Source organism: Bradyrhizobium japonicum USDA 6, assembly GCF_000284375.1.
GTDB lineage: Bacteria > Pseudomonadota > Alphaproteobacteria > Rhizobiales > Xanthobacteraceae > Bradyrhizobium > Bradyrhizobium japonicum.
Genome location: NC_017249.1, coordinates 262512 through 281736, shown reverse-complemented (window position 1 = coordinate 281736; position 19225 = coordinate 262512). Strand labels below are relative to the sequence as shown.

Here is a 19225-nt window from a genome sequence, read left to right as displayed (position 1 = left end):
AGTTCGTCGCAGGTTCAGTGCCGATGGTACGCGCGTTCGTTTAATCAGGCTGCTCTATGGAAGCACAAGCGATGACGACAATCGATAAGGGACTTCCATCAACCCGCGCGGACGGAGGAATCCGGAGCACGCTATCACCCGAAACGAGAGAGCTGATGCATGAGGATCCGGTAACGCGGATCTTGAAGTGGCTGCTGCTGGTGACCGCGGCGGCTTGCTTCGGCCTCATGGCCTGGACGACAGGGCGAACCTATCAGGATGCACCGCCGGTGCCCGACCGCATAGTTGCGCAGGACGGAGCGACGCTGATGTCCGGCGCCGACGTAGTCGCTGGAAAGGGAGGCTTTCAGAAAGCCGACCTGATGGACTACGGCAGCCTCTATGGCATGGGATCCTATTTCGGGCCGGACTACACCGCTCGTAACCTCGTCGATCTTGAAGCTGCCACCGAGCAGAATCTTGCCGAGCTACTTCATCATAGCGCCTTCGGAGCCCTTTCGGCGGAGGAGCAAGCCGCGGTCAGGGTTCGTGGGCAGACGATGCTTCGCGGTGTAGATCTGACGCAACGCACCGTCACGGTCGCACCTGCGCTGGCGCAAGCCATCACCTCCGTCCGCGACCAGATCGCCGTGAGCCTGCTTCATGATGATTTGGCATCCGGCTACAGCAAGGCACGTAGTCTCGATCCGCAGACTGCCCGCCAGACAGCCGACTTCCTAATTTATGCCTCGTTGACGACGGTTGCCCGACGTCCTGGTACAACGGTCTCATGGACGCAGAATTGGCCCTATGAGCCGAGTGTAGGCAACGTTCCGACGGGCGCGACCTTCATTTGGACATGGGCAAGTTTCTGCTTCGTCTTCCTCGGTTTCGGGGCCGTGCTCGCTATCTACAAGGTCTACCTGTCCGATCCCGACACATCGCCGATGGATCCGGTTCTGTCCGGGTTCGCTCGTCTAACGCCTAGCCAACGCCGGACGGGCAAGTACTTCCTCTTGGTGGCGCTGGTGCTACTGTTGCAGATCGGTGCAGGGTCGGTCATGGCCCACTACTACTCCGACCGTGCGAGCTTCTATGGCATTCCGGTCGGCAGTTTTCTCCCATTCAACTTCCTCCGTAGCGTGCATCTACAGGCTCCCCTCGTCTGGATTGCCTTCTCCTGGATTGGCTCCGGCCTGTTTCTTGCGCCGATGATCAGCGGACGGGAAGCCAGGAACCAAGCTCTTTTTGTCGACATCTTATTCTGGACCTCGGTCATCGTCGTGGTCGGCGCGTTGACCGGCAACTATCTGGGCATCATGGGCCTGATTGATCGCGGCTGGTTCTGGTTCGGCAATCGGGGCCTTTCCTATCTCCAGCTTGGCCGGTTCTGGCAGATCGCGTTTTTCGCCGCTCTCATCATGTGGAGCTGGCTGATTGCTCGCGCGCTCTGGCCCAGCCGTGCGCTGTGGAACGACGCGGCGTGGCACTTCTGGACCGGACGCATCCGGCTCGAACATCTCATCTGGGCGGCGACTGTCAACATCGCAGTCCTGTACGTCTGCGGCATGATTCCACTGACGGGGCTCGAAAAATCCTTCACCATCACCGACTATTGGCGCTGGTGGGTGGTGCATCTTTGGGTCGAACAGTCGTTCGAATTCTACGCCGCCTCAATGAGCATCTATCTGCTGATGGGATTGGGTCTGGTCTCGCGCCATTTGGCCGAACGCGGCGTGCTGTTCCAACTCATCCTGATCTTCCTCGGCGGGGTTCTCGGCACGGGCCATCACCTGTACTGGAACGGCGCGCCTGGCCTGTGGGTACCATTCGGCACGATGTTCTCGTTCATCGAGGTGCTGCCATTGATCCTTCTCATTCTTGAATCGATCGAAAATTGGCGATCGATTCAACGGCACGAGGAGTTTCATTACAAGCTGGCGTATCTGTATGTCGTCGGCGCGGCATTCTGGAACTTCGTGGGTGCTGGCGTCTTCGGTGGCGGCACGTTGAACGCGCCGCTCGTCAACTATTATGAGCACGCGACCTTCCTCACGCTCAACCACGCCCATACGGCGTTGTTTGGCGGATTTGGTCTGCTCGGCATTGGTCTGATCTATTTCTGCCTGCGTTACATCGCGGGCGAGACGCGCGAGTTCAATGAGAGGATGGGTGTTGTCGCCTTCTGGCTTTACAACGCAGGCCTCATCCTATGGATCTTGCTCAACTTCTTCCCCATTGGTTGGCAGCAACTGCTCGCAGTCTATGAACATGGCTTGGCCTACGCCCGGAGCTTGGCATTTTACGACACCACCCTGCTCTGGCAGTGGATGCGGATCGTCGGCGATGTGGTCTTTGCAGTCGGCGCATTGCTGATGGCGTTCGACTTCTTGATAAAGCTGGAACCCGTGTTGCCCAACCGCATCGGCAGCTTGCTTCCTAACATCGGCGACCGGCCTCGAAAGACGGACAAAGTCGCGTCAGCCGAAGCGCCATAGTTCGGTGGAAGAGACGAGTGCGCTCATCAAGCAATCGATTGCAAATCATGGTTCCGGACCAGATGCATTAGGCGGAACGAGCTGAAGGCTCGCGACTCAACGGAGTTCACATGAAAGTCGTGGTGATCGGCGCTGGGATCGGCGGGCTTTCGGCGGCGCTGCAGCTCCGGAAAGCTGGACTGGACGTCCATGTCTACGAGCAAGCGCCGCAGATTGCCGAAATTGGCGCAGGCATTCAGATCAGCCCGAACGCCTCGCGGCTCCTGCTGCGGCTGGGCCTCAAGGCGGCGATGGACGCCGTCGGCGTGCGGCCGCGCGCAATGTACGAGCGGCGCTGGGACGACGGACGCACCTTGCAGCGCGCTCCGCTCGCCCCCGAAGTCGAGGCGACCTTCGGCGCGCCGTACTACCACTTCCACCGTGCGGATCTCGTAAATCTTCTGGCCGGCGCGCTTCCGCAGGAGTGTTTGCATGTCGGCCGCAAGCTCGTGGGATTGGAGCAGAAGGGCGAACGCGTGATCGCTCAGTTCGAGAACGGGCCGGCCGTGGAAGCAGATCTCCTGCTCGGCGCCGATGGCATCCATTCACGCGTGCGGGAGCTCGTCTTCGGTCCTGAGAAGCCGCGTTTCACAGGCTGCGTCGCTTGGCGAGGGTTGGTGCCAGCTGAACGCATCAGGCATCTCAATATCGAGGTTGCCTCGAACAACTGGATGGGTCCGTACGGACATGTCGTGCACTATTGGGTTTCGGGTGGGCGAATGATGAACGTCGTCTGCATCACCGAGCACGGCGACTGGAAGCAGGAGTCCTGGACCGACAAAGGCGATGTGGCCGATGTACTCGCCCGCTACGAGGGCTGGCATCCGACGGTACGCAGTCTCATCGGCGCCTTTCCCGAAACCTTCATCTGGGCTCTGCACGACCGCGCCGAGCTGCCCTGCTGGAGCGATGGTCGCGTCGCGCTGCTCGGCGATGCCTGTCATCCCATGCTGCCCATGATGGCGCAGGGGGCCGCGCAGTCGATCGAGGACGGTGCTGCTCTCGCCGCGCTTCTCAAAGAAATGACCGACCTCAAGGGTGCGTTGGCGCGCTACGAAGCGTTGCGTAAGCCGCGCGCCACGAAATTGCAGCAGGCGAGTGCTGCCAACCGCGTAAGATTTCATCTGCCCGACGGCCCTGCGCAGCGCGCCCGCGATGAGGCGCTAGCCACGTCCGGCGATCGCTCGATCGCCAATATCGGCTGGCTCTACGCCTTTGATGCGGCGCAGGTGCTGTAGCAACACGCGAAAAAAAGCATGATCGAGGCGAATCGAACGGCGCACGCTGTGCGGAAAGAAGCCGGAGCTTAAACAGGTCCGATTATGTCAGGTTTTGCAAAGGCGAAATGCGCCCTGGGTCGCCTGCCTCTTCGCGAAGACGGGCTGCGTTTGGTTCTTGAAACCTCTCTTGACGCCGTCATTGTCATGAAGCTCAACAGTGTTGTGGTGGAGTGGAACAGTCGCGCCACAGAGATCTTCGGGTGGTCCCGCGAGGAGGCCGGTCGGACGGAGAGTTGTGGATTTCATCATCCCCGGGCGATTTCGCGAAGCACACATAAACGGAATTCAACGCTATCTCGAAAGCGTCAAGAATGAGACCCAGGTCAGGTCGATCGAGCTATCGGGCCTCAGGGGTAATGGTGAGGAATTTCCCCTCGAGCTTTCGATTACCCCCGTTCAAGATCGCCATGACCTTCTGTTCGTCGTCTGCTTGCGCGACATAAGCGCAAGCAAGCGTGCAGAAGAGCGAGCCCATCTGGCCGAGGAGGAACTGCGGGCGATCGTTGACACGATCCCCGCGATGGCAGTCCGCCATCGAGCCGATGGCACGATTGATTTCGTGAATGAGACGTGGCGCGGTTACACCGGCCTGTCGCTGGAGAGTTGGAATGGGCGTGGCAACATTGCCATTCACCCAGATGATCTTTCGCGAGTTGAAGAGGCATGGCTGGCGGCACTGAAAAACAACGATCCGTTCGAGACCGAACAACGCCTGCGAAGAGCTGACGGAGAATACCGGTGGCACTCCATCCGCCGAGTGCCGCTGCGCGATGACAACGGAGAGGTGGTCGCGTGGTATGGGGCAGGTTACGACATCCATGACAGGAAACTCGTTGAGACCGCGTTGCGTAAGAGTGAGGCGCAGTTGGCGGATGCCAAGCGAGAGCTGCAAGCGGTGGTCGATACGATTCCGGCATTGATCGGGAGTTGCTGGCCGAACGGGGAGCGTGATTTCGCCAACGAGGCTTGGCAGCGCTATACCGGGATCTTCCAGGAAAAGGCCCGCGGGATGAACACGTCGGGCTTTCTGCGTCCCGATAATGAGGCAGTCGGCGATAGCATATGGCGCGCCTGTCTCGAGACTGGAGCGCCTGATGTGCGGGAGGAGCGGCTAAGAAGGGTCGACGGAGAGTACCGATGGCATTGGGTTTCTCGCGTACCCTTGCGCAACGAGCGGGGAGACGTGATCAAGTGGCACGCAGTCGGCTATGATATTGAAGATCGAAAGCAAGCCGAGCAAGCGTTGCGGGAAAGCAGGACGCAGCTCGCCAAGGCCGAGCGAGAACTTCGGCTGACTCTCGACTCCATCCCGACGCTGGCTTGGAGAAGCCGAACGGATGGTTTTGTGGAATATCTGAACAAGCGTTGGCTCGACTACACAGGCTTTTCCCAGGAGCAGGCGCTGGGCTGGGACTGGCAGGCCGCCATTCACCCCTCTGATCGCCCGGCGCTGCGTGATGCCTGGCTGAAAATGCTGGCGACTGAGACCCCCTCCGAGGTTGAGGCCCGCATGAGGCGCTTCGACGGAGCATATCGCTGGTTCCTGTTTCGCACCGAAGCGTTACGGGATGAGAGCGGCGCCATCGTTGCATGGTACGGAACGAATACCGACGTCCAGGCCCGGAAGCAGGCTGAAAGCGCCCTGCAACGTAGCAGCGCGTACTTGGCCGAGACACAGAGGCTTAGCCTGACGGGCAGCTTTGCCTGGGAGGTCGTCGGTGGCCATCCCTTCTGGTCGGACGAGACCTATAAAATTCTGGGCTTCGACCGGGGGACCAAGCCCTCGTTCGACGCACTCATTGCTCGCGTCCATCCTGATGATCGGGCACTTGCGCGACGTCAAATCGAGAGCATCGCTCAAGGCGCGAACAATCTCGACTCTGAACTCCAGTTACTGATGCCGGACGGGAAAACCAAATATTTGCGTATTATCGCGCATCGCGTGAGATTTGAATCGGGCAACGATGAAATCGTTGGCGCACTCATCGATAAAACGGAGGTCAGGACGTCGCAAGAGGCTTTGGATTCCGCGCAGGCTGCTCTGGCTCATGCCAGCCGCGTGGCTATTCTGGGAGAAATCAGTGCTACGATTGCGCACGAAATAAAGCAGCCGCTTGCCGCCATCATTACGAATGGCGAGACTGGCTTACGGTCGTTGGCTCGCCCCGAACCTGTAGTCGAGAAGGCCGAGAAACTTACCAGGCGCATGGTTGCCGACGCGCGGCGGGCTGTCGATATCGTTGACGGCATTCGAGCTATGGGAACCCGGCAAGCATCCAAGCATGCCATGCTGTCGCTCAACGATATTGTCGAGGACTCTATGGTTTTTCTCCGCCATGAGTTACAGGCCAAGAGTACCTCTGTTTCTCTTGATCTGGCACTCGCACCCCCTCGCGTATTAGGCGACCGTACCCAGCTCCAGCAGGTGGTCTTGAACCTGGCCATTAACGCGGTGCAGGCGATGGCGCAGTCCGGGGTAGAGCGCCGCTGCATTCTTATTCGAACCGTGCAGCTCGATCATGAAACGGTGTGCTGCATTGTCGAGGACAGCGGTCCAGGAATCGATCCGACTCGCATACCCCGTCTTTTTGATACGTTCTTCACGACCAAGGACACTGGCATGGGATTGGGTTTGTCGATCTCCCGGTCCATTATAGAGGCACATGGCGGTTGCATTCGAGCGGAAAACGGTTCCGGTTTGGGCGGAGCCCGGTTCACTTTTGACCTGCCTGTCGCTAATGCGTTCGATGTGACCTCTTGTGGGACATCTCATCCTGGCTGACGGTATTGAATAACTGCCAGGCATTTTCACTGCGGCGCCTTGTTCGGACAGACGGTCCTCCGGCCTCTTTGCCACGGTCAGCACCCACGACAGATGCTGTTCATTTTTCGATCGAGTTCCTTGTTCTCCGTCGTAATCTCCTTATCGATGGCATCAATTTCCGTATCGATTCTCGAATCCCGCGTATCTGCCCCCGCCGTCCCCTCACGTGCCGGCGCGGCGAGATTACCCTTGATTGGTTGGCGATGCTTGGTCAGCGCGCAGGTGACGGGAGCAGTCGGATTCGGTGTCAGCCCGTCAATGACTTGAGTCGGATAACCGGACAGAGCCGCACTGTTGGCCACCACGGAGAAGAACGCGACTGTAAGGAATGCCATATGGGTTATCCATCTCGGGTTACAGATGCCAGCGGTTGATATTCCCGGCCATTGAGCGGCACGAGATGTGTAGAAACCTGAGGAAGGTCGGCTTGCAGCCCGCCAGTGTCTCAACCTGGAGGGTCGCCGTCATTCCCGCCACCAGTCGGATGTCGGCTGGCACCTGGTCCAGCGCTACGCGAACAGGAACGCGCTGCGCTAGGCGAACCCAGGTAAAGATTGGGTCGACCTGCGCGAGGCCAACGGAATCTGGTTGCGCATTGTTGATATTGATGCCGTGCGCGACACTCTCAACATGGCCGCCAATGACCTCGTCATAGCCCATTAACTTGGCTTTGACCGGATCACCTACCTTGATTTGACCAACTTGCGTCTCCTCAAAATAGCCGTCTATCCAAAACGAGCCTGCGTCCACGATTGAGAGGCTTCTTTGCCCCTTGTCGGCATAGTCGCCGACGCGAGTTTGCAGATTCGTGACCCAGCCGTTTACAGGGGACCGTATTTCGATTCGCTGCAAATTGGTTAGGGCACGATCGAGGTCCGCTCGATCTTGCTGGAGCGCTGCTTCGGCCATCTTCGCGCTCGTGACAAAGGTGCCTTGCTCCTCGCGAGAGACCGCAAGGGTACTTAACTGAAGGCGTCGCGCGGCCAAGATCTTCTTGTTCTCAAGATCAGCACTCGCCTGATCAACCTTTGCCTGCGCCAGATCGACGGCGATCTTGTAGTCGCGCGGATCAATTTTCATCAGCAAATCGCCAGCACGAACGAACTGATTGTCCTTCACTGGCAGCGAGACAACGCGACCGGAGACTTCGCTCGCCATCGAGACCACGTAGACGCGTACCGTCGCATCGCGGGTCCAAGGGGTACCCATAAAGTTCTGCCAGGCGATGTAAGTCGCGTAGCTGGCAACTATCGCGATTCCGATCGTTGTCAGCACGGCGAGCCACCGGATGCGCGGCCGTGATGGCAAGACTGCGCTCAGGTCCTGGGAGGTTTCCGGACCATCGGCCACCTCGGTAGCGACTGAAGATGGCTCCGCCTTCTTTGCGCGGGCATCGTGCGGGCCCTCGAACTTCTCGTCGAACACGTCAGTAGGCATAATTTCTCACCTCAGCTGCCATGCCATCACCACGTTGCCATAACCAAGGACGACAAGATGATCAGATAGAGCGACACATCGAAGAGCGCGGGATGCCAGATGTGACGCGACAAACCCGTCGCAGCGATGAACCGTCTCAGCAGGATGAGAACCAGAAAAGCGACCGTCATGATCGCGGCCAGGGGCGATATCAAGACGCCATAGACATTAAGTTCTACGAAATTCACGAGAGGCCCCTGCCGATCGGCGCAGCCGCATGGGCCTCGATGCGTTGCCGCAGGCCGCGGATGGCTCCTTGTGTGCGCAGTGCGGCCTGGTCCGTTGGATTGAACACTCGGGTATCGTCGAGGCCTCGCAACATCTGACGAGCCAAGGTGATCTCGCCACGGATTAGGGCAACGATCGCGTTAGCTATTGACGTGATCTGACGTGGTTTACCCCAACGTCCAATCTGGCCGATGCAGAAGCCAACCTCGTAGATCATGTGAATGTGCTCGAAGCTTGCCGCTGTCGCCGATGCTGGCAAGGCAAGCAACCGAGCGAAGGTCACTTCTCGCCATCGGTTCAGAGAATGGGTGTCCTGCGCGTGTGCAGCGAGGGTGCGCAGATCGCGCCACATAAGTTCACGCAATCGCAGCGACTGAGTTGCGGCATCGATATTCGGGAGAAGACGGAAGGCTAGCGCTCCGAATGCGCATCCAGCTAGGATGCCAACCGCGTTGTTGATGAAAGCGATCGTGTCGACGCTGAGCTCGTTGCTCAGTGACAGCAGAGGTAGATACATAACAGCTGCGGGTCTAAAGATCCCCCAGGAATCGCTGATCTGCGACATCGCCGCAAAGATTGTCAGGACGGCCCCCGCAAGGATGGTAAGCGCGAGGAACGAGTCGTGGTTCGGGAGCACTGCGAATTGTACGATCGCCGCGGCGACGGCAGCCAGGATCGAACCGAAAAAGAAGCCCGAGGCCACCTGTGGCGGGCGCCCAGACATCCGCAGCGGAATAAGAGCTGCAAACGTGATGGCGGATAGTCCGTTCGGCCAGGCTGTCGCGATCCAAAGCAGGACGGCGGCGCTGGTTGAGGCTGCTACCCGCAGCGCGTTGATAAAAGCGGGTCCGACCTGCGCAATAGGCTGGCAGACTTGTTGTCGGGATGCGATCGCCCGCGCGGGATCGGTCAGCAAGACCAGGCCATTTGCCGCATCGCTCAAGCGCAAAGCGACCTCGCCGGCGGCGTCCGCGACAACTCTCACGGAAATGTCGCGTGACGGTAACTGCCCGAGTTCCATCGCGCGCTTGGCCCAATCGTCCCGCAAATCGGCCCAGGTGCGCCCGGCTGGCGTGGGTGCTACGACAATTTGGACGGCGTTCAACGTTGCGCGCATCTCCCCGGCCGATCCACGCGCCAAGTACGCCTCAAGGGTGCACCATGAGGATACCGCGCCGAACATCGCCACCGTCGCCTGATGCAGGATGGCGGACCGCCGGCGCAGCTCGGAAGATTCACCAACTGCATCGTCCAGAACAGTGTCAAGCGCAGCAATGCGCTTGATGACACTTTGCAATGCTTTCGTTGCTGTGCCAGTTCTGGGATTTGCGACCCAGCCGACGAAAGTCTTTTGGATGTCGGCGACGATCTCTGCAAATCCGTCCGTCAACTTGTGGCGCGCGCTGCCAAAGTCGCTCAGTCCTTGAACGAGGGTGGCGCAGAGAACTCCGATGATGATCGCGGCCGAACGAGCGATCGCAACCTCAAATACCTTATCGGGTGTGCCAACGGTGTCCGAGGCGATGATCGCCATCGTATATCCGGCCAGCATCGCCGCGTAGGCCCTGAAGTTCTTGAAGAATACTGCAATAAAGCCGCATGCTGAGACCCACACCACCACGCCCGTCAGAAAGCCCAAGCGGCTTTGAGGAAACATGGCAGTTAACACGACCGTTGCGGCGGCTCCGATCACCGTGCCTATGACCCGATAGAGTGCCTTATTCAGCGAAGACCCAAGAGCGGGAAGGATGGTATGACCTGCGGATACGCCAGCCCAGGACGGATCGTCGATCTGCAACTCGAAAGCGATGTACAGCGCCAGGAACACCGAGGCCGTCATGGTCAGCCCATGAACGAGCCCGGGCTTGATGCGCTTCCAAGCACGCGATGCGAACGTGGGGAAGTCGTAGCGGCTGGACATCGTCATTTTTCGATCTTGGAAATATGACGCAATCATCCAGATCCGGTTGCCACACCGCTATTCCACCTTCGGGGGAAATCTATCATCTCAACGTATAAGATGCTGCTGTGAGGTTCCTGAAGGCAGCAGCCGCCAGCTTGGACCAATTAGTTTTGGAGTGAAGGTTCGGCGCACTCTCATCCAGCTAGAGGCGGCGTGGGTATCGATTGGCGCTGCAGGTGCCGCTTACGGGTCAGAAATTTGGCGTGTTGTCGAGACAGCCGATCAGAACATCCGTTGCGAATGGCTTTCTGAGAAAGCCGACAGCGCCGCTGGCTATGGCTTTAGCTTCCAGGTCCGGGTCCGCGCGCGCGGTGATCATGATAAGTGGCATCGTCGAGCCACGAGCCGCAAGCAACCGTTTTAGGTCGAGCCCGCTCATACCGGGCATCTGAATATCGGTGATGACGCAGTCGCACGATCCGAGCCCCTCGGCAAGAAACTCTTCCGCAGACGGGAAGCCACGGGCGCGGTATCCCAGCGAATCAAGCGACTCAAGGAGCGCCGTGCGGAACGAGTCGTCATCATCGATGACTGCGATTGAGAGCTCTCTTGACACTCACCTCATCCTTCTTCCGGATTGTTATGATCGCCCCTTGGATTTGAGCACTTCGGTCATCCGAACGAGGTCAGCCAGGCTGTGCGCGGCCATCTTGCGCATTGCAACGCCCCGATGAATTTTTACGGTAATCTCCCGGATCCCGAGATCTCCGGCGATCTGCTTGTTCATCTTACCCTCCGCCACCAGCAGCATCACCTCCTGCTCGCGAGGAGTAAGCGTTCCGAACCTTTGCTGTATCTGCGAGGCCTTATCCTGGACGGGACGTCGCTGTCGATCACGCTCGATGGCGCCGAGGACGGCATCTATCATGTCCTGGTCCTGGAAGGGTTTTGGTAGAAAATCCACTGCGCCGTGCTTCATTGCACGCACCGTCATGGGAATGGTGCCGTGTCCCGTCATTATTATGACCGGCAGCAACACACCCAGATCGATTAGCCGAGCATGAAAATCCAGCCCATTCATGTCGGGCAGGCGAATGTCCAGGACGATGCATCCCGGCCTGTCTGTGAGTGTCGAGGCAAGGAAGTCGCGTGCCGTCGCGTACGTTCGGGTCTCTAGCTTTAATGACTCAAGCAAACTCTCGAGCGCGTCGCGCATTGACGCGTCATCGTCAACCACATGCACTAACGGCCTCTCGTCGGGTGCCATCACCGTACCATACCAGTTCCAGGCTCTACACGATATCGTTGGCCGTAAGTCCCTCTTCGGGGGCTGCGATCCATTTTACGAGAGTGAACACCGGATGCTTCGGATGTGCGGTCAGCGTTTGTCATGGCGGCATGACCTGTCTTGTTGCGTCTTCATCTTGGTGCCGCCTCCTCGGAATTGCTACCCCGCTTTGGGTGCTCAATAATTAAACGAAGGAATAATGCCCGGTTCTAGGAATCGGTCGTGTTGGATGATCTCCACGGTACCGACCGCGCCGACCCGGCGTTGGAACCCAGGCACAGATTGTGGAGGTCACTAAAGTCAGGGAGACGAAATGCCGAACGCTATCGAAGGTTGGGGCATTTGCTCTTGGAGGCTGAGGTGGCTGATCTCTGAGCATTCGTCCTCACAGCCGAAACGCAAGCGCGAGTCTCATACCAATGTATGTGGCCGACAAAACATACATTGAATGGTGAGGCTGGTCGCTTAGCTGCATTATCCTAACGACAGGCTGATGCGGTCAAGCTTTAGACGGTATGAGGCAAGTCGTTATTGAAGCTTGTCTTTTCGAGCGGGGGGCGACGTCCCGTCTTTTCGCGACCGTGGAGCGGCATGGTGATCGCCATCTCAAGAGCCAAGACGACTAAGGTATCGAACAAATTCATGGATGATCTTAGTTCGTTGAACGCGGGTAGGCGCTGATTCCGCGAACCGACCCATGGTGAAAAGATGGATGCCTCCAGTCGATTCGAGAAACGATTTGATGGTCCTTTGCGGATTGAAGACTACGGACTTATCGGTGACTGTACGACGGCGGCTCTGATTGGCAGAAATGGCTCCATTGATTGGCTGTGCTGGCCTCGTTTCGATAGCGCAGCGTGCTTCGCCGCGTTGTTGGGAAACCGAACTCACGGTCGATGGTCGATCGCGCCTTCTGACCTGTCGTACAAGACCTCGCGGTCCTATCGTGGCGATACCATGATACTGGAGACGATTTTTACAGTTCGGAACGGGTCCTTTGCTGTCATCGATTTCATGCCGATGAATCAGTCCGCTTCTTCGATCATCCGCATCGTCGAGGGACGATCGGGCCACCCGCTGGTTCGCATGGAGCTCACGTTTCGCTTCGACTATGGCTCGGCTGTCCCCTGGGTCTCCCAGCTACCCGACAAGGGAGGCCTCGTCGCCATTGCTGGCCCAAACCTTGTTGCGCTGCGAACACCCGTCAATTTGAAAGGAGAAGACCTTTCGACCACCGCCGATTTCACGATTTCCAGCGGCGATAGGATACCGTTTGTCCTCACCTACAGTCCATCGCATCGGCCACCGCCCGCCGCCATGGATGCTGATCTTGCGTTCAACGAGACCGAAGTTTTCTGGCAGAAGTGGTCCGCACGTTGCACTTATTACGGACATCGCCGCGAAGCGGTAATGCGTTCTCTGCTGACGCTGAAGGCGCTAACTTTTGTCGAGACGGGCGGAATTGTCGCCGCACCAACGACCTCATTGCCCGAGCAAGTTGGCGCCTCGCGCAACTGGGACTATCGCTATTGTTGGGTCCGCGATGCGACGCTCTCACTGATCGCCCTGATGGGCGCAGGTTACTACGAGGAAGCTGTAGCTTGGCGCCACTGGTTTCAGCGTGCAGTGGCGGGCAGTCCTCATGATTTTCAAATCATGTACGGTTTAAGCGGCGAACGTCGACTGAATGAGTGGGAGGTCGCTTGGCTTCCGGGCTATCGAGGATCGTCTCCCGTCCGGATTGGCAACGCGGCATCGGACCAGCTGCAACTTGATGTCTGGGGGGAAATAGCGGATGCGCTGCATGTAGCTCGGAAAAGCGGCCTAGCTCCATTCGTCGCGGGGCGGTCGTTGCAAAGCGTCGCACTAGACCACCTGGAAAGAATTTGGAAAGAGCCTGACGACGGTATTTGGGAAGTGCGGGGTGGAAGGCGACATTTTACTCACTCGAAGGTCATGGCGTGGGTCGCGTTTGATCGTGGCATTAAGGACGCGGAGAAATACGGTTATGAGGCGCCGATTGATCGGTGGCGCGCAATCCGCGATGAGATTCATCGCACCGTATGTGCGAGGGGGTATAACACTGGGCGACGGGCCTTCACGCAAAGCTTCGATAGTTATGAATTGGATGCCAGCCTGCTACTGATGCCGGCTGTAGGATTTTTGCCAATTAATGATCCTCGCATTGCTCGAACAGTGGCCGCGGTTGAACGTGAGCTGGTTTCGGACGGGTTGGTGTTGCGCTACAGAACCGAGAATGGCGTGGATGGGCTCCCCGCTGGAGAGGGAGCTTTTCTAGCATGCAGTTTCTGGCTTGCCGACGTGTACCAAATGCAAGGTCGGATCGCAAAAGCAAACGCGCTGCTTGACCGTTTACTCGCTCTGCGTAACGACCTCGGCCTTTTCAGCGAAGAATATGACACCAGAGCCGGGTTGCAGGTTGGCAACTTCCCCCAGGCATTTTCTCATCTCGCGATGGTTCGTACGGCTCTGAGCCTGTATCGCGACGAGCCTTTGCGGCACGCATTTGAAAGAGATCGAGTGTGATCGACATCAGAACTTGCACAGAAATCGAAGGGTGAGACGCGTTCCGCGAGAAAGGGTGTGAGGGATGGCCAACTCGGCTCAAATGGAGGCTCCCGTCGTCATCGTCGGCGGTGGGCCGGTCGGCATCGGACTTGCAATCGATCTTGGCTTGCGAGGCGTCCGCTCCATTGTGGTGGAACGCCACGCTGAGCTGCTGCCGATTCCGAAGGGACAAAACCTGACGCAGCGCACCCTCGAGCACTTCTATTTCTGGGGAGCGGAGGACGAATTGCGCGCCGCACGCACCATCCCGCGGGATTACGGCATCGGCGGCATGACATGCTACGGCACATTGCTCAGCGGTTACGCCTACGATTGGCTGCAGCGCGAGTTGGTTCGTCCCTTCTATTTCACCGACAACGAGCGGCTGCCGCAATACGCGACTGAAGCCGTACTACGACGGAGAGCGGCGCAGATCCCAGCGATCGAAACTCTCTACGGCTGGACCTGCGAGGGGATACGTCAGGACGAGGACGGCGTAAGCGTCGGCGTCATTCATCGCGACGGAGAAGGTCGAATCCTGCGCGCCGCCTATGTCGTGGGATGCGATGGCAGCCGCTCGACTGTGCGCGAACTCGCCGGCATCAACCAGACCCGATCCGACCATGATCGCTTGATGGTGCTCCTGGTGTTCCGTTCCACCGGCCTCCATCGTCTGCTGGAGCGCTATCCCGGAAAATCATTCTACTGCGTGCTGGATCCGGAGTTGGACGGCTACTGGAAGTTCTTCGGACGCGTCGATCTTGGCACGACGTGGTTCTTCCATGCCCCTGTGTCCGCGACCACGAGGCGTGACAACTTTGATTTCCGCCGACTGCTGCACGAAGCGGCGGGTGCCGAGTTCGACGTCGCGTTCGAACATATCGGCTTCTGGGACCTTCGCTTCGCGCTCGCCGACGACTATCGCGCAGAGCGCGTCTTCATTGCCGGTGACGCAGCGCATAGTCATCCGCCCTATGGCGGCTACGGCGTCAATAGCGGCCTGGAAGATGCGGTCAATCTATCCTGGAAGCTTGCGGCAACGCTGCAAGGCTGGGGTGGTCCCGGTCTGCTCGACAGTTACGGTGCGGAACGGCGGCCAGTGTTCGCCTCCACAGCGCGCGATTTCATCGAGAAGTCGATCCTCAGCGACCGCGACTTCCTCCGCAAGCACGATCCGGGGCGCGACCGCGCCGACTTCGAGGCGGCGTGGCGCGAGCGGCAGACCGGTGCGCGAGCTGAGGTGAACGCGTTTGAGCCGCACTATGCGGGCTCGCCCATCGTGTCGGGCCCCGCCGGGGCCACGAGCAGCGCCATCGGATCCCACATCTATGCGGCGCGCGCCGGGCATCATCTGACTCCACAGCCTTTATCTTCGGGCATGAACGTCTTCGAAGAACTGGGCGACGGCTTCACGCTGATCGATCTCGGGACGGACGACGTAGCATCGGCTTTCGAAGCGGCCGCTTCCGACCTCCGAATTCCTCTCAAGCTGATCAGGGATTCCGCGAGCGATGGGCGGTGGAAATATCAATCGCGCCTGATCCTGGTGCGGCCGGACCAGTTTGTCGCCTGGGCCGGCGACGAAGCCAAATCTGCTGCAGAATTGCTGCGACGTGCTGTCGGTCAATCCACATTTCATAGTGAAAAGATCTAATGTTCGATCCCAGTTCCTCTCCTTCCGCCATACGCATTTGGACAGCAGATCCGCTCTCAAGCCGGGATCAAGCCTGATCCGCGAAAGCTTTCGATCAGCGCATCGAAGAGTTTCAGGTCCGCACGGCTCCGCGCCATCAGTTGCGCGCCGGCAACGGCCGCGTAGATCGCGCGCGCCCTTGCTTCACGCTTGCTGGCGGGAACTGAAGCCGCGGCGAGCATCCTGGTCAGCCAAGCCACGTTGACATCGGCGAAAGCCTGCACCTCGGTTTTCACGGCGTCAGGCAGATCATCATATTCGGCCGCCATGAAGCTGCAGAGGCACATGCGATTGTCCTGCTCGAGCGATCGACGAAAAAGTCCCGGATAGGCCCGGAGCGCCTTTTTTGGATTTCCGTCCGCTTTTGAAAGAGCTTCGAGGTTCGCCGCCGTATCCTCCCAATAGCGTCTCGCCACCGCTGCACCCAGCTCCGCCTTACCTGGAAAGTGGTGATAGATGCTTGCAGCCTTGATGCCGACTTCAGCTCCGATGTCGCGGAAGTTCAGCCCGCCATACCCGTGGGCCTGAGCTGTCCTGCGCGCTGCAGCCAGGATCGCTTCCTTCGCATTGTCGCTCATCGTGATCACCTCAACGTGTTCCTACCAAATGGCAGGTAGGGATTGAAGTCCGTAAATACGAGGGGCATGTCCAGCCTACCAAATGACAGGTAGGATCGATATGACTGATGATATCGTTAGAATGGATGCCACCCGTATCTCCCAGCTCATTGCTCGACGGGAGCTTTCGCCCGTCGAGGTCATGCGGGCGCATCTCGACCGCATCGCGGCGGTCAATCCCAAGCTGAACGCGATCGTGACGCTGGCTGATGGCGCCATGGAAGGCGCAGAGAGGGCCGAGGCCGCAGTCAGGTCGGGCGCTCAGCTCGGCCCGCTCCATGGCGTTCCCTTTACGGTCAAGGATGGGATCGACACGGCGGGCGTGCTGACGCAGCGTGGTTCGCCCATTTTCAGAGGGCGTGTGCCTGAAACTGACGCCACCGTTGTGGCTAGGCTGAAAGCCGCCGGCGCTATCCTGATTGCAAAGACGAACCCTCCCGAATTCTCCTATTCGATCGAAACGGATAATCTCCTGACGGGCCAGACCAACAACCCCTGGAACCTCGACTACACGCCGGGCGGATCGAGCGGCGGTGAATCCGCCGCCATCGCGGCGGGCATGTCGCCACTCGGTGTGGGCAGCGATCTCTCGATCTCATTGCGCGGGCCGGCGGCGCATACCGGTATCGTTGGCTTCAAAGCCACTCACGGGCGAATGCCGATGACAGGTCATTGGCCCCGGGTGCCACGTCGCTTCTGGCACATCGGTCCGATGGCACGGTCGGTTCGCGACGTAGCGCTGGCTTATTCCTTGATGGCAGGCCCCGACGGTGCCGACGGCTTCTCGATCAGCTCGCCCGGCCTCGATACAGGCGTTGGCACGAAATCGACCCGTCAGCTTCGCGTGGGCTGGATGGCCTCTCCGGGCTTCTTCGGGCCCATCGATCCGGAAGTGGTCGCGACGGTGAAGGCAGCGGCGCAGGCGTTGAGCAGTGCTGGCTACCACGTCGAACAGGTCCGGTTGCCAGTGGTGGAGCAGACCGATGCCAACAGTGTCCTCTGGCAGCTTCAACAGATGGAAAGCCAACCCGAGTTCGAGAAGGTCACTGCCGGCCACGAGGTCGAGATCTTCAGGCACGCCAGACTGGTTCTTGATGCACCAGATACGCCGATCGCCGACTTCGTCGCCGCCGAGCAGGCCATAGAGCGCCTTCGCGACAGCTTCGCCGAATACTTCAGGCGCTACGATGTGCTGCTCTGCCCGGTAACCCCGTTCCCCGCGACCAGGCATGGTCTCAACGACGTCGTGGTCGATGGCGTCACGGTTTCGCCGTTCCACGTGATGAGCGCGACATCACCGTTCAGCCTGACGGGAATGCCCGCTCTCTCGATGCGATTCGGAACGAGCCGCGACGGTCTTCCGATCGGTGTGCAAGTCGTCTCGTCCTGGCTGGCGGAATCGACGGTGCTCAAGGTCGCCTCGCTCCTCGAGGAGGTGAGCCCGGTTCGCGACCTTCATCCGACTATCTGACGATGGAAGGGCGGGATTCATCCCGCCCTCTCCCCTGAGAGCAGGATGAGCTGACGATATCGGGGCTTGCTCAATCAACCGACGGTCACGTTCAATTGCCTCGCAAATCCTGGTGCGCTCCGGTCATTGTTGCCGTCCATAGGTTCGCTATCGGTTGCCGCTCCCTTCCCTCATGAAGTTCCCGCGCGCGCCGGATCATCACCGGAAACAGGACGTCATGAAGGCACACAGCAGCGCTCTCGAAGAGGCCGAGAAGGATGATCAGAATGAACATTCAAGTCTCGCTCACACCGACGCGCAGCCGATCGACCTGAATTCCCTGCAGACATTCGTGGCTGTCGTGCGCGCCGGCGGATTTGCGGCGGCAGCCCGCGAAACCAACGCGCCGAGGTCGTCCGTCAGCTTGCGCATCCGCAGCCTGGAGGCGGCGCTCGGTGCGCGGCTCTTCAAGAGGTCCACGCGCGCTTTTGCCCTCACGGCCGCAGGACGAGAACTCTACCAGCGTTCGGCTGGCGCAATTGCCCTGCTTGTCAACGCGCTCCGGGGGGTAAGCGGTGCTGACGACCCATATGCCGGCGAAATCCGCATCACGCTGCCGGCCGACTTTCCAGTCAGGATCGTGGCAGCCGCGATCGGGGATTTCAGAAACGATCACCCCAATGTGCGCTTTGAGGTGTCGCTCACCAACGACGTGCTCGATCTCATCTCCCGGGATATTGATATTGCGCTCCGCATCGGAGCGGCGAATCCTCAGGAAGCCCTGATCAAGGGCGCAATCGACATGAAGTTTGGTCTTTATGCGAGCGCAGACTATGTGAGCAGTCACGGGATCCCCGTCGATATTCGCGACGCGTCGACCTTGATCGGGCCATCGAGGCCGGAATTGCTGCGCCTTCTATCCCGCTCCTTGCCGGGCGGGGCGACATGGCCCGCCTTTCATGTCGCGGTCGACTCCTTCGCTCTTGCTCGTGAGCTTGTGCTGAATCACCAGGGGATTGGGCTGCTTCCGGAAGCCCTCTGCAGAGTGGAATACGCATCGGGGCTCGTTGTGCCGGTTTTGCCAGAGCAGTTCTCCGGGACGATCCGCCTGCATCTCACATATCCGTCGCGGGCCGATCTAAGCGCCAAGGTCGCGGATTTTACCCGTGTGTTCGAACGACACCTTGCAGCTGCGGGGCGGTGATTTCCGTTGTTGTCGTTGTTCATGCCGACAGTTTGAGGTGGACCGTTTGGGCCGCAGAACTGGTCTTCGGGAAACTCCGATGCCAATTGGCCAGAACTACAGCCGCTGTGGCTTGCGGAAGGGGACTAATCCGCAGTCCTCCCGCATGCAATCTATCGAGCTCCGAAGTCAATGGAGC

General features: G+C 59.1%; 15 protein-coding genes and 1 pseudogene. 9 read left to right on the top strand and 7 right to left on the bottom strand.

Annotation, left to right across the window (positions count from 1 at the left end):
• Positions 1–155: 155 nt before the first annotated feature.
• From BJ6T_RS01325 to BJ6T_RS49550, 5 genes and pseudogenes are all read left to right on the top strand, one after another.
• Positions 156–2477, top strand: coding sequence for a nitric-oxide reductase large subunit (locus tag BJ6T_RS01325; protein ID WP_014490482.1), 2322 nt, complete (start codon positions 156–158; stop codon positions 2475–2477).
• Between the two features lie 110 nt (positions 2478–2587).
• On the top strand, positions 2588–3754 hold the full coding sequence (locus BJ6T_RS01320; RefSeq protein WP_014490481.1) for an FAD-dependent oxidoreductase: 1167 nt from the start codon (positions 2588–2590) through the stop codon (positions 3752–3754).
• An 84-nt stretch (positions 3755–3838) separates the two neighbouring features.
• The gene (locus BJ6T_RS49555; protein ID WP_080593821.1) at positions 3839–4111 is read left to right on the top strand and encodes a PAS domain S-box protein; all 273 of its coding nucleotides are present in this window, start codon (positions 3839–3841) and stop codon (positions 4109–4111) included.
• Positions 4029–6053, top strand: a pseudogene (locus tag BJ6T_RS42440) (PAS domain S-box protein); the annotation flags it as partial. The gene BJ6T_RS49555 and the pseudogene BJ6T_RS42440, both read left to right, overlap by 83 nt.
• Entirely contained in the window at positions 6054–6578 is a 525-nt protein-coding gene (locus tag BJ6T_RS49550; RefSeq protein WP_430644622.1) for a sensor histidine kinase, read from the top strand.
• Between the two features lie 77 nt (positions 6579–6655).
• On the opposite strand, the gene BJ6T_RS01310 is transcribed toward BJ6T_RS49550, so the two are convergent.
• From BJ6T_RS01310 to BJ6T_RS01290, 6 genes are all read right to left on the bottom strand, one after another.
• Positions 6656–6955, bottom strand: coding sequence for a hypothetical protein (locus BJ6T_RS01310; protein ID WP_014490479.1), 300 nt, complete (start codon positions 6953–6955; stop codon positions 6656–6658).
• A gap of 19 nt (positions 6956–6974) precedes the next feature.
• Complete coding sequence (locus BJ6T_RS01305) at positions 6975–8057, bottom strand: efflux RND transporter periplasmic adaptor subunit (protein WP_014490478.1); 1083 nt, start codon at positions 8055–8057, stop codon at positions 6975–6977.
• 26 nt (positions 8058–8083) lie between these two features.
• Positions 8084–8284 (bottom strand): DUF1656 domain-containing protein, encoded by a 201-nt coding sequence (locus BJ6T_RS42860; protein WP_014490477.1) that lies wholly within the window; start codon positions 8282–8284, stop codon positions 8084–8086.
• Positions 8281–10251 carry an FUSC family protein gene (locus tag BJ6T_RS01300; RefSeq protein WP_028170080.1) on the bottom strand — a complete coding sequence of 657 codons (1971 nt, stop codon included), beginning with the start codon at positions 10249–10251 and terminating at the stop codon, positions 8281–8283. The genes BJ6T_RS42860 and BJ6T_RS01300 overlap by 4 nt, the downstream gene beginning before the upstream one ends.
• A gap of 226 nt (positions 10252–10477) precedes the next feature.
• A complete protein-coding gene (locus tag BJ6T_RS01295) occupies positions 10478–10843 on the bottom strand; it encodes a response regulator transcription factor (protein WP_014490475.1) in 366 nt (121 codons plus the stop codon).
• Positions 10844–10867: 24 nt separating this feature from the next.
• On the bottom strand, positions 10868–11494 hold the full coding sequence (locus tag BJ6T_RS01290; RefSeq protein WP_028170081.1) for a response regulator transcription factor: 627 nt from the start codon (positions 11492–11494) through the stop codon (positions 10868–10870).
• A gap of 729 nt (positions 11495–12223) precedes the next feature.
• Here BJ6T_RS01290 and BJ6T_RS01285 point away from each other — a divergent pair.
• Both BJ6T_RS01285 and BJ6T_RS01280 read left to right on the top strand, forming a co-directional pair.
• Positions 12224–14062 (top strand): glycoside hydrolase family 15 protein, encoded by a 1839-nt coding sequence (locus tag BJ6T_RS01285; RefSeq protein WP_043900143.1) that lies wholly within the window; start codon positions 12224–12226, stop codon positions 14060–14062.
• A 64-nt stretch (positions 14063–14126) separates the two neighbouring features.
• A complete protein-coding gene (locus tag BJ6T_RS01280) occupies positions 14127–15737 on the top strand; it encodes an FAD-dependent monooxygenase (protein ID WP_014490472.1) in 1611 nt (536 codons plus the stop codon).
• A gap of 56 nt (positions 15738–15793) precedes the next feature.
• Here BJ6T_RS01280 and BJ6T_RS01275 read toward each other — a convergent pair whose 3' ends face one another.
• Positions 15794–16354 (bottom strand): TetR/AcrR family transcriptional regulator, encoded by a 561-nt coding sequence (locus tag BJ6T_RS01275; protein WP_028170082.1) that lies wholly within the window; start codon positions 16352–16354, stop codon positions 15794–15796.
• A 100-nt stretch (positions 16355–16454) separates the two neighbouring features.
• Here BJ6T_RS01275 and BJ6T_RS01270 point away from each other — a divergent pair, with 100 nt between their 5' ends.
• Entirely contained in the window at positions 16455–17864 is a 1410-nt protein-coding gene (locus BJ6T_RS01270; protein WP_028170083.1) for an amidase, read from the top strand.
• Between the two features lie 217 nt (positions 17865–18081).
• Positions 18082–19047 (top strand): LysR family transcriptional regulator, encoded by a 966-nt coding sequence (locus BJ6T_RS01265; protein ID WP_014490469.1) that lies wholly within the window; start codon positions 18082–18084, stop codon positions 19045–19047.
• The last annotated feature ends 178 nt before the right edge of the window (positions 19048–19225 follow it).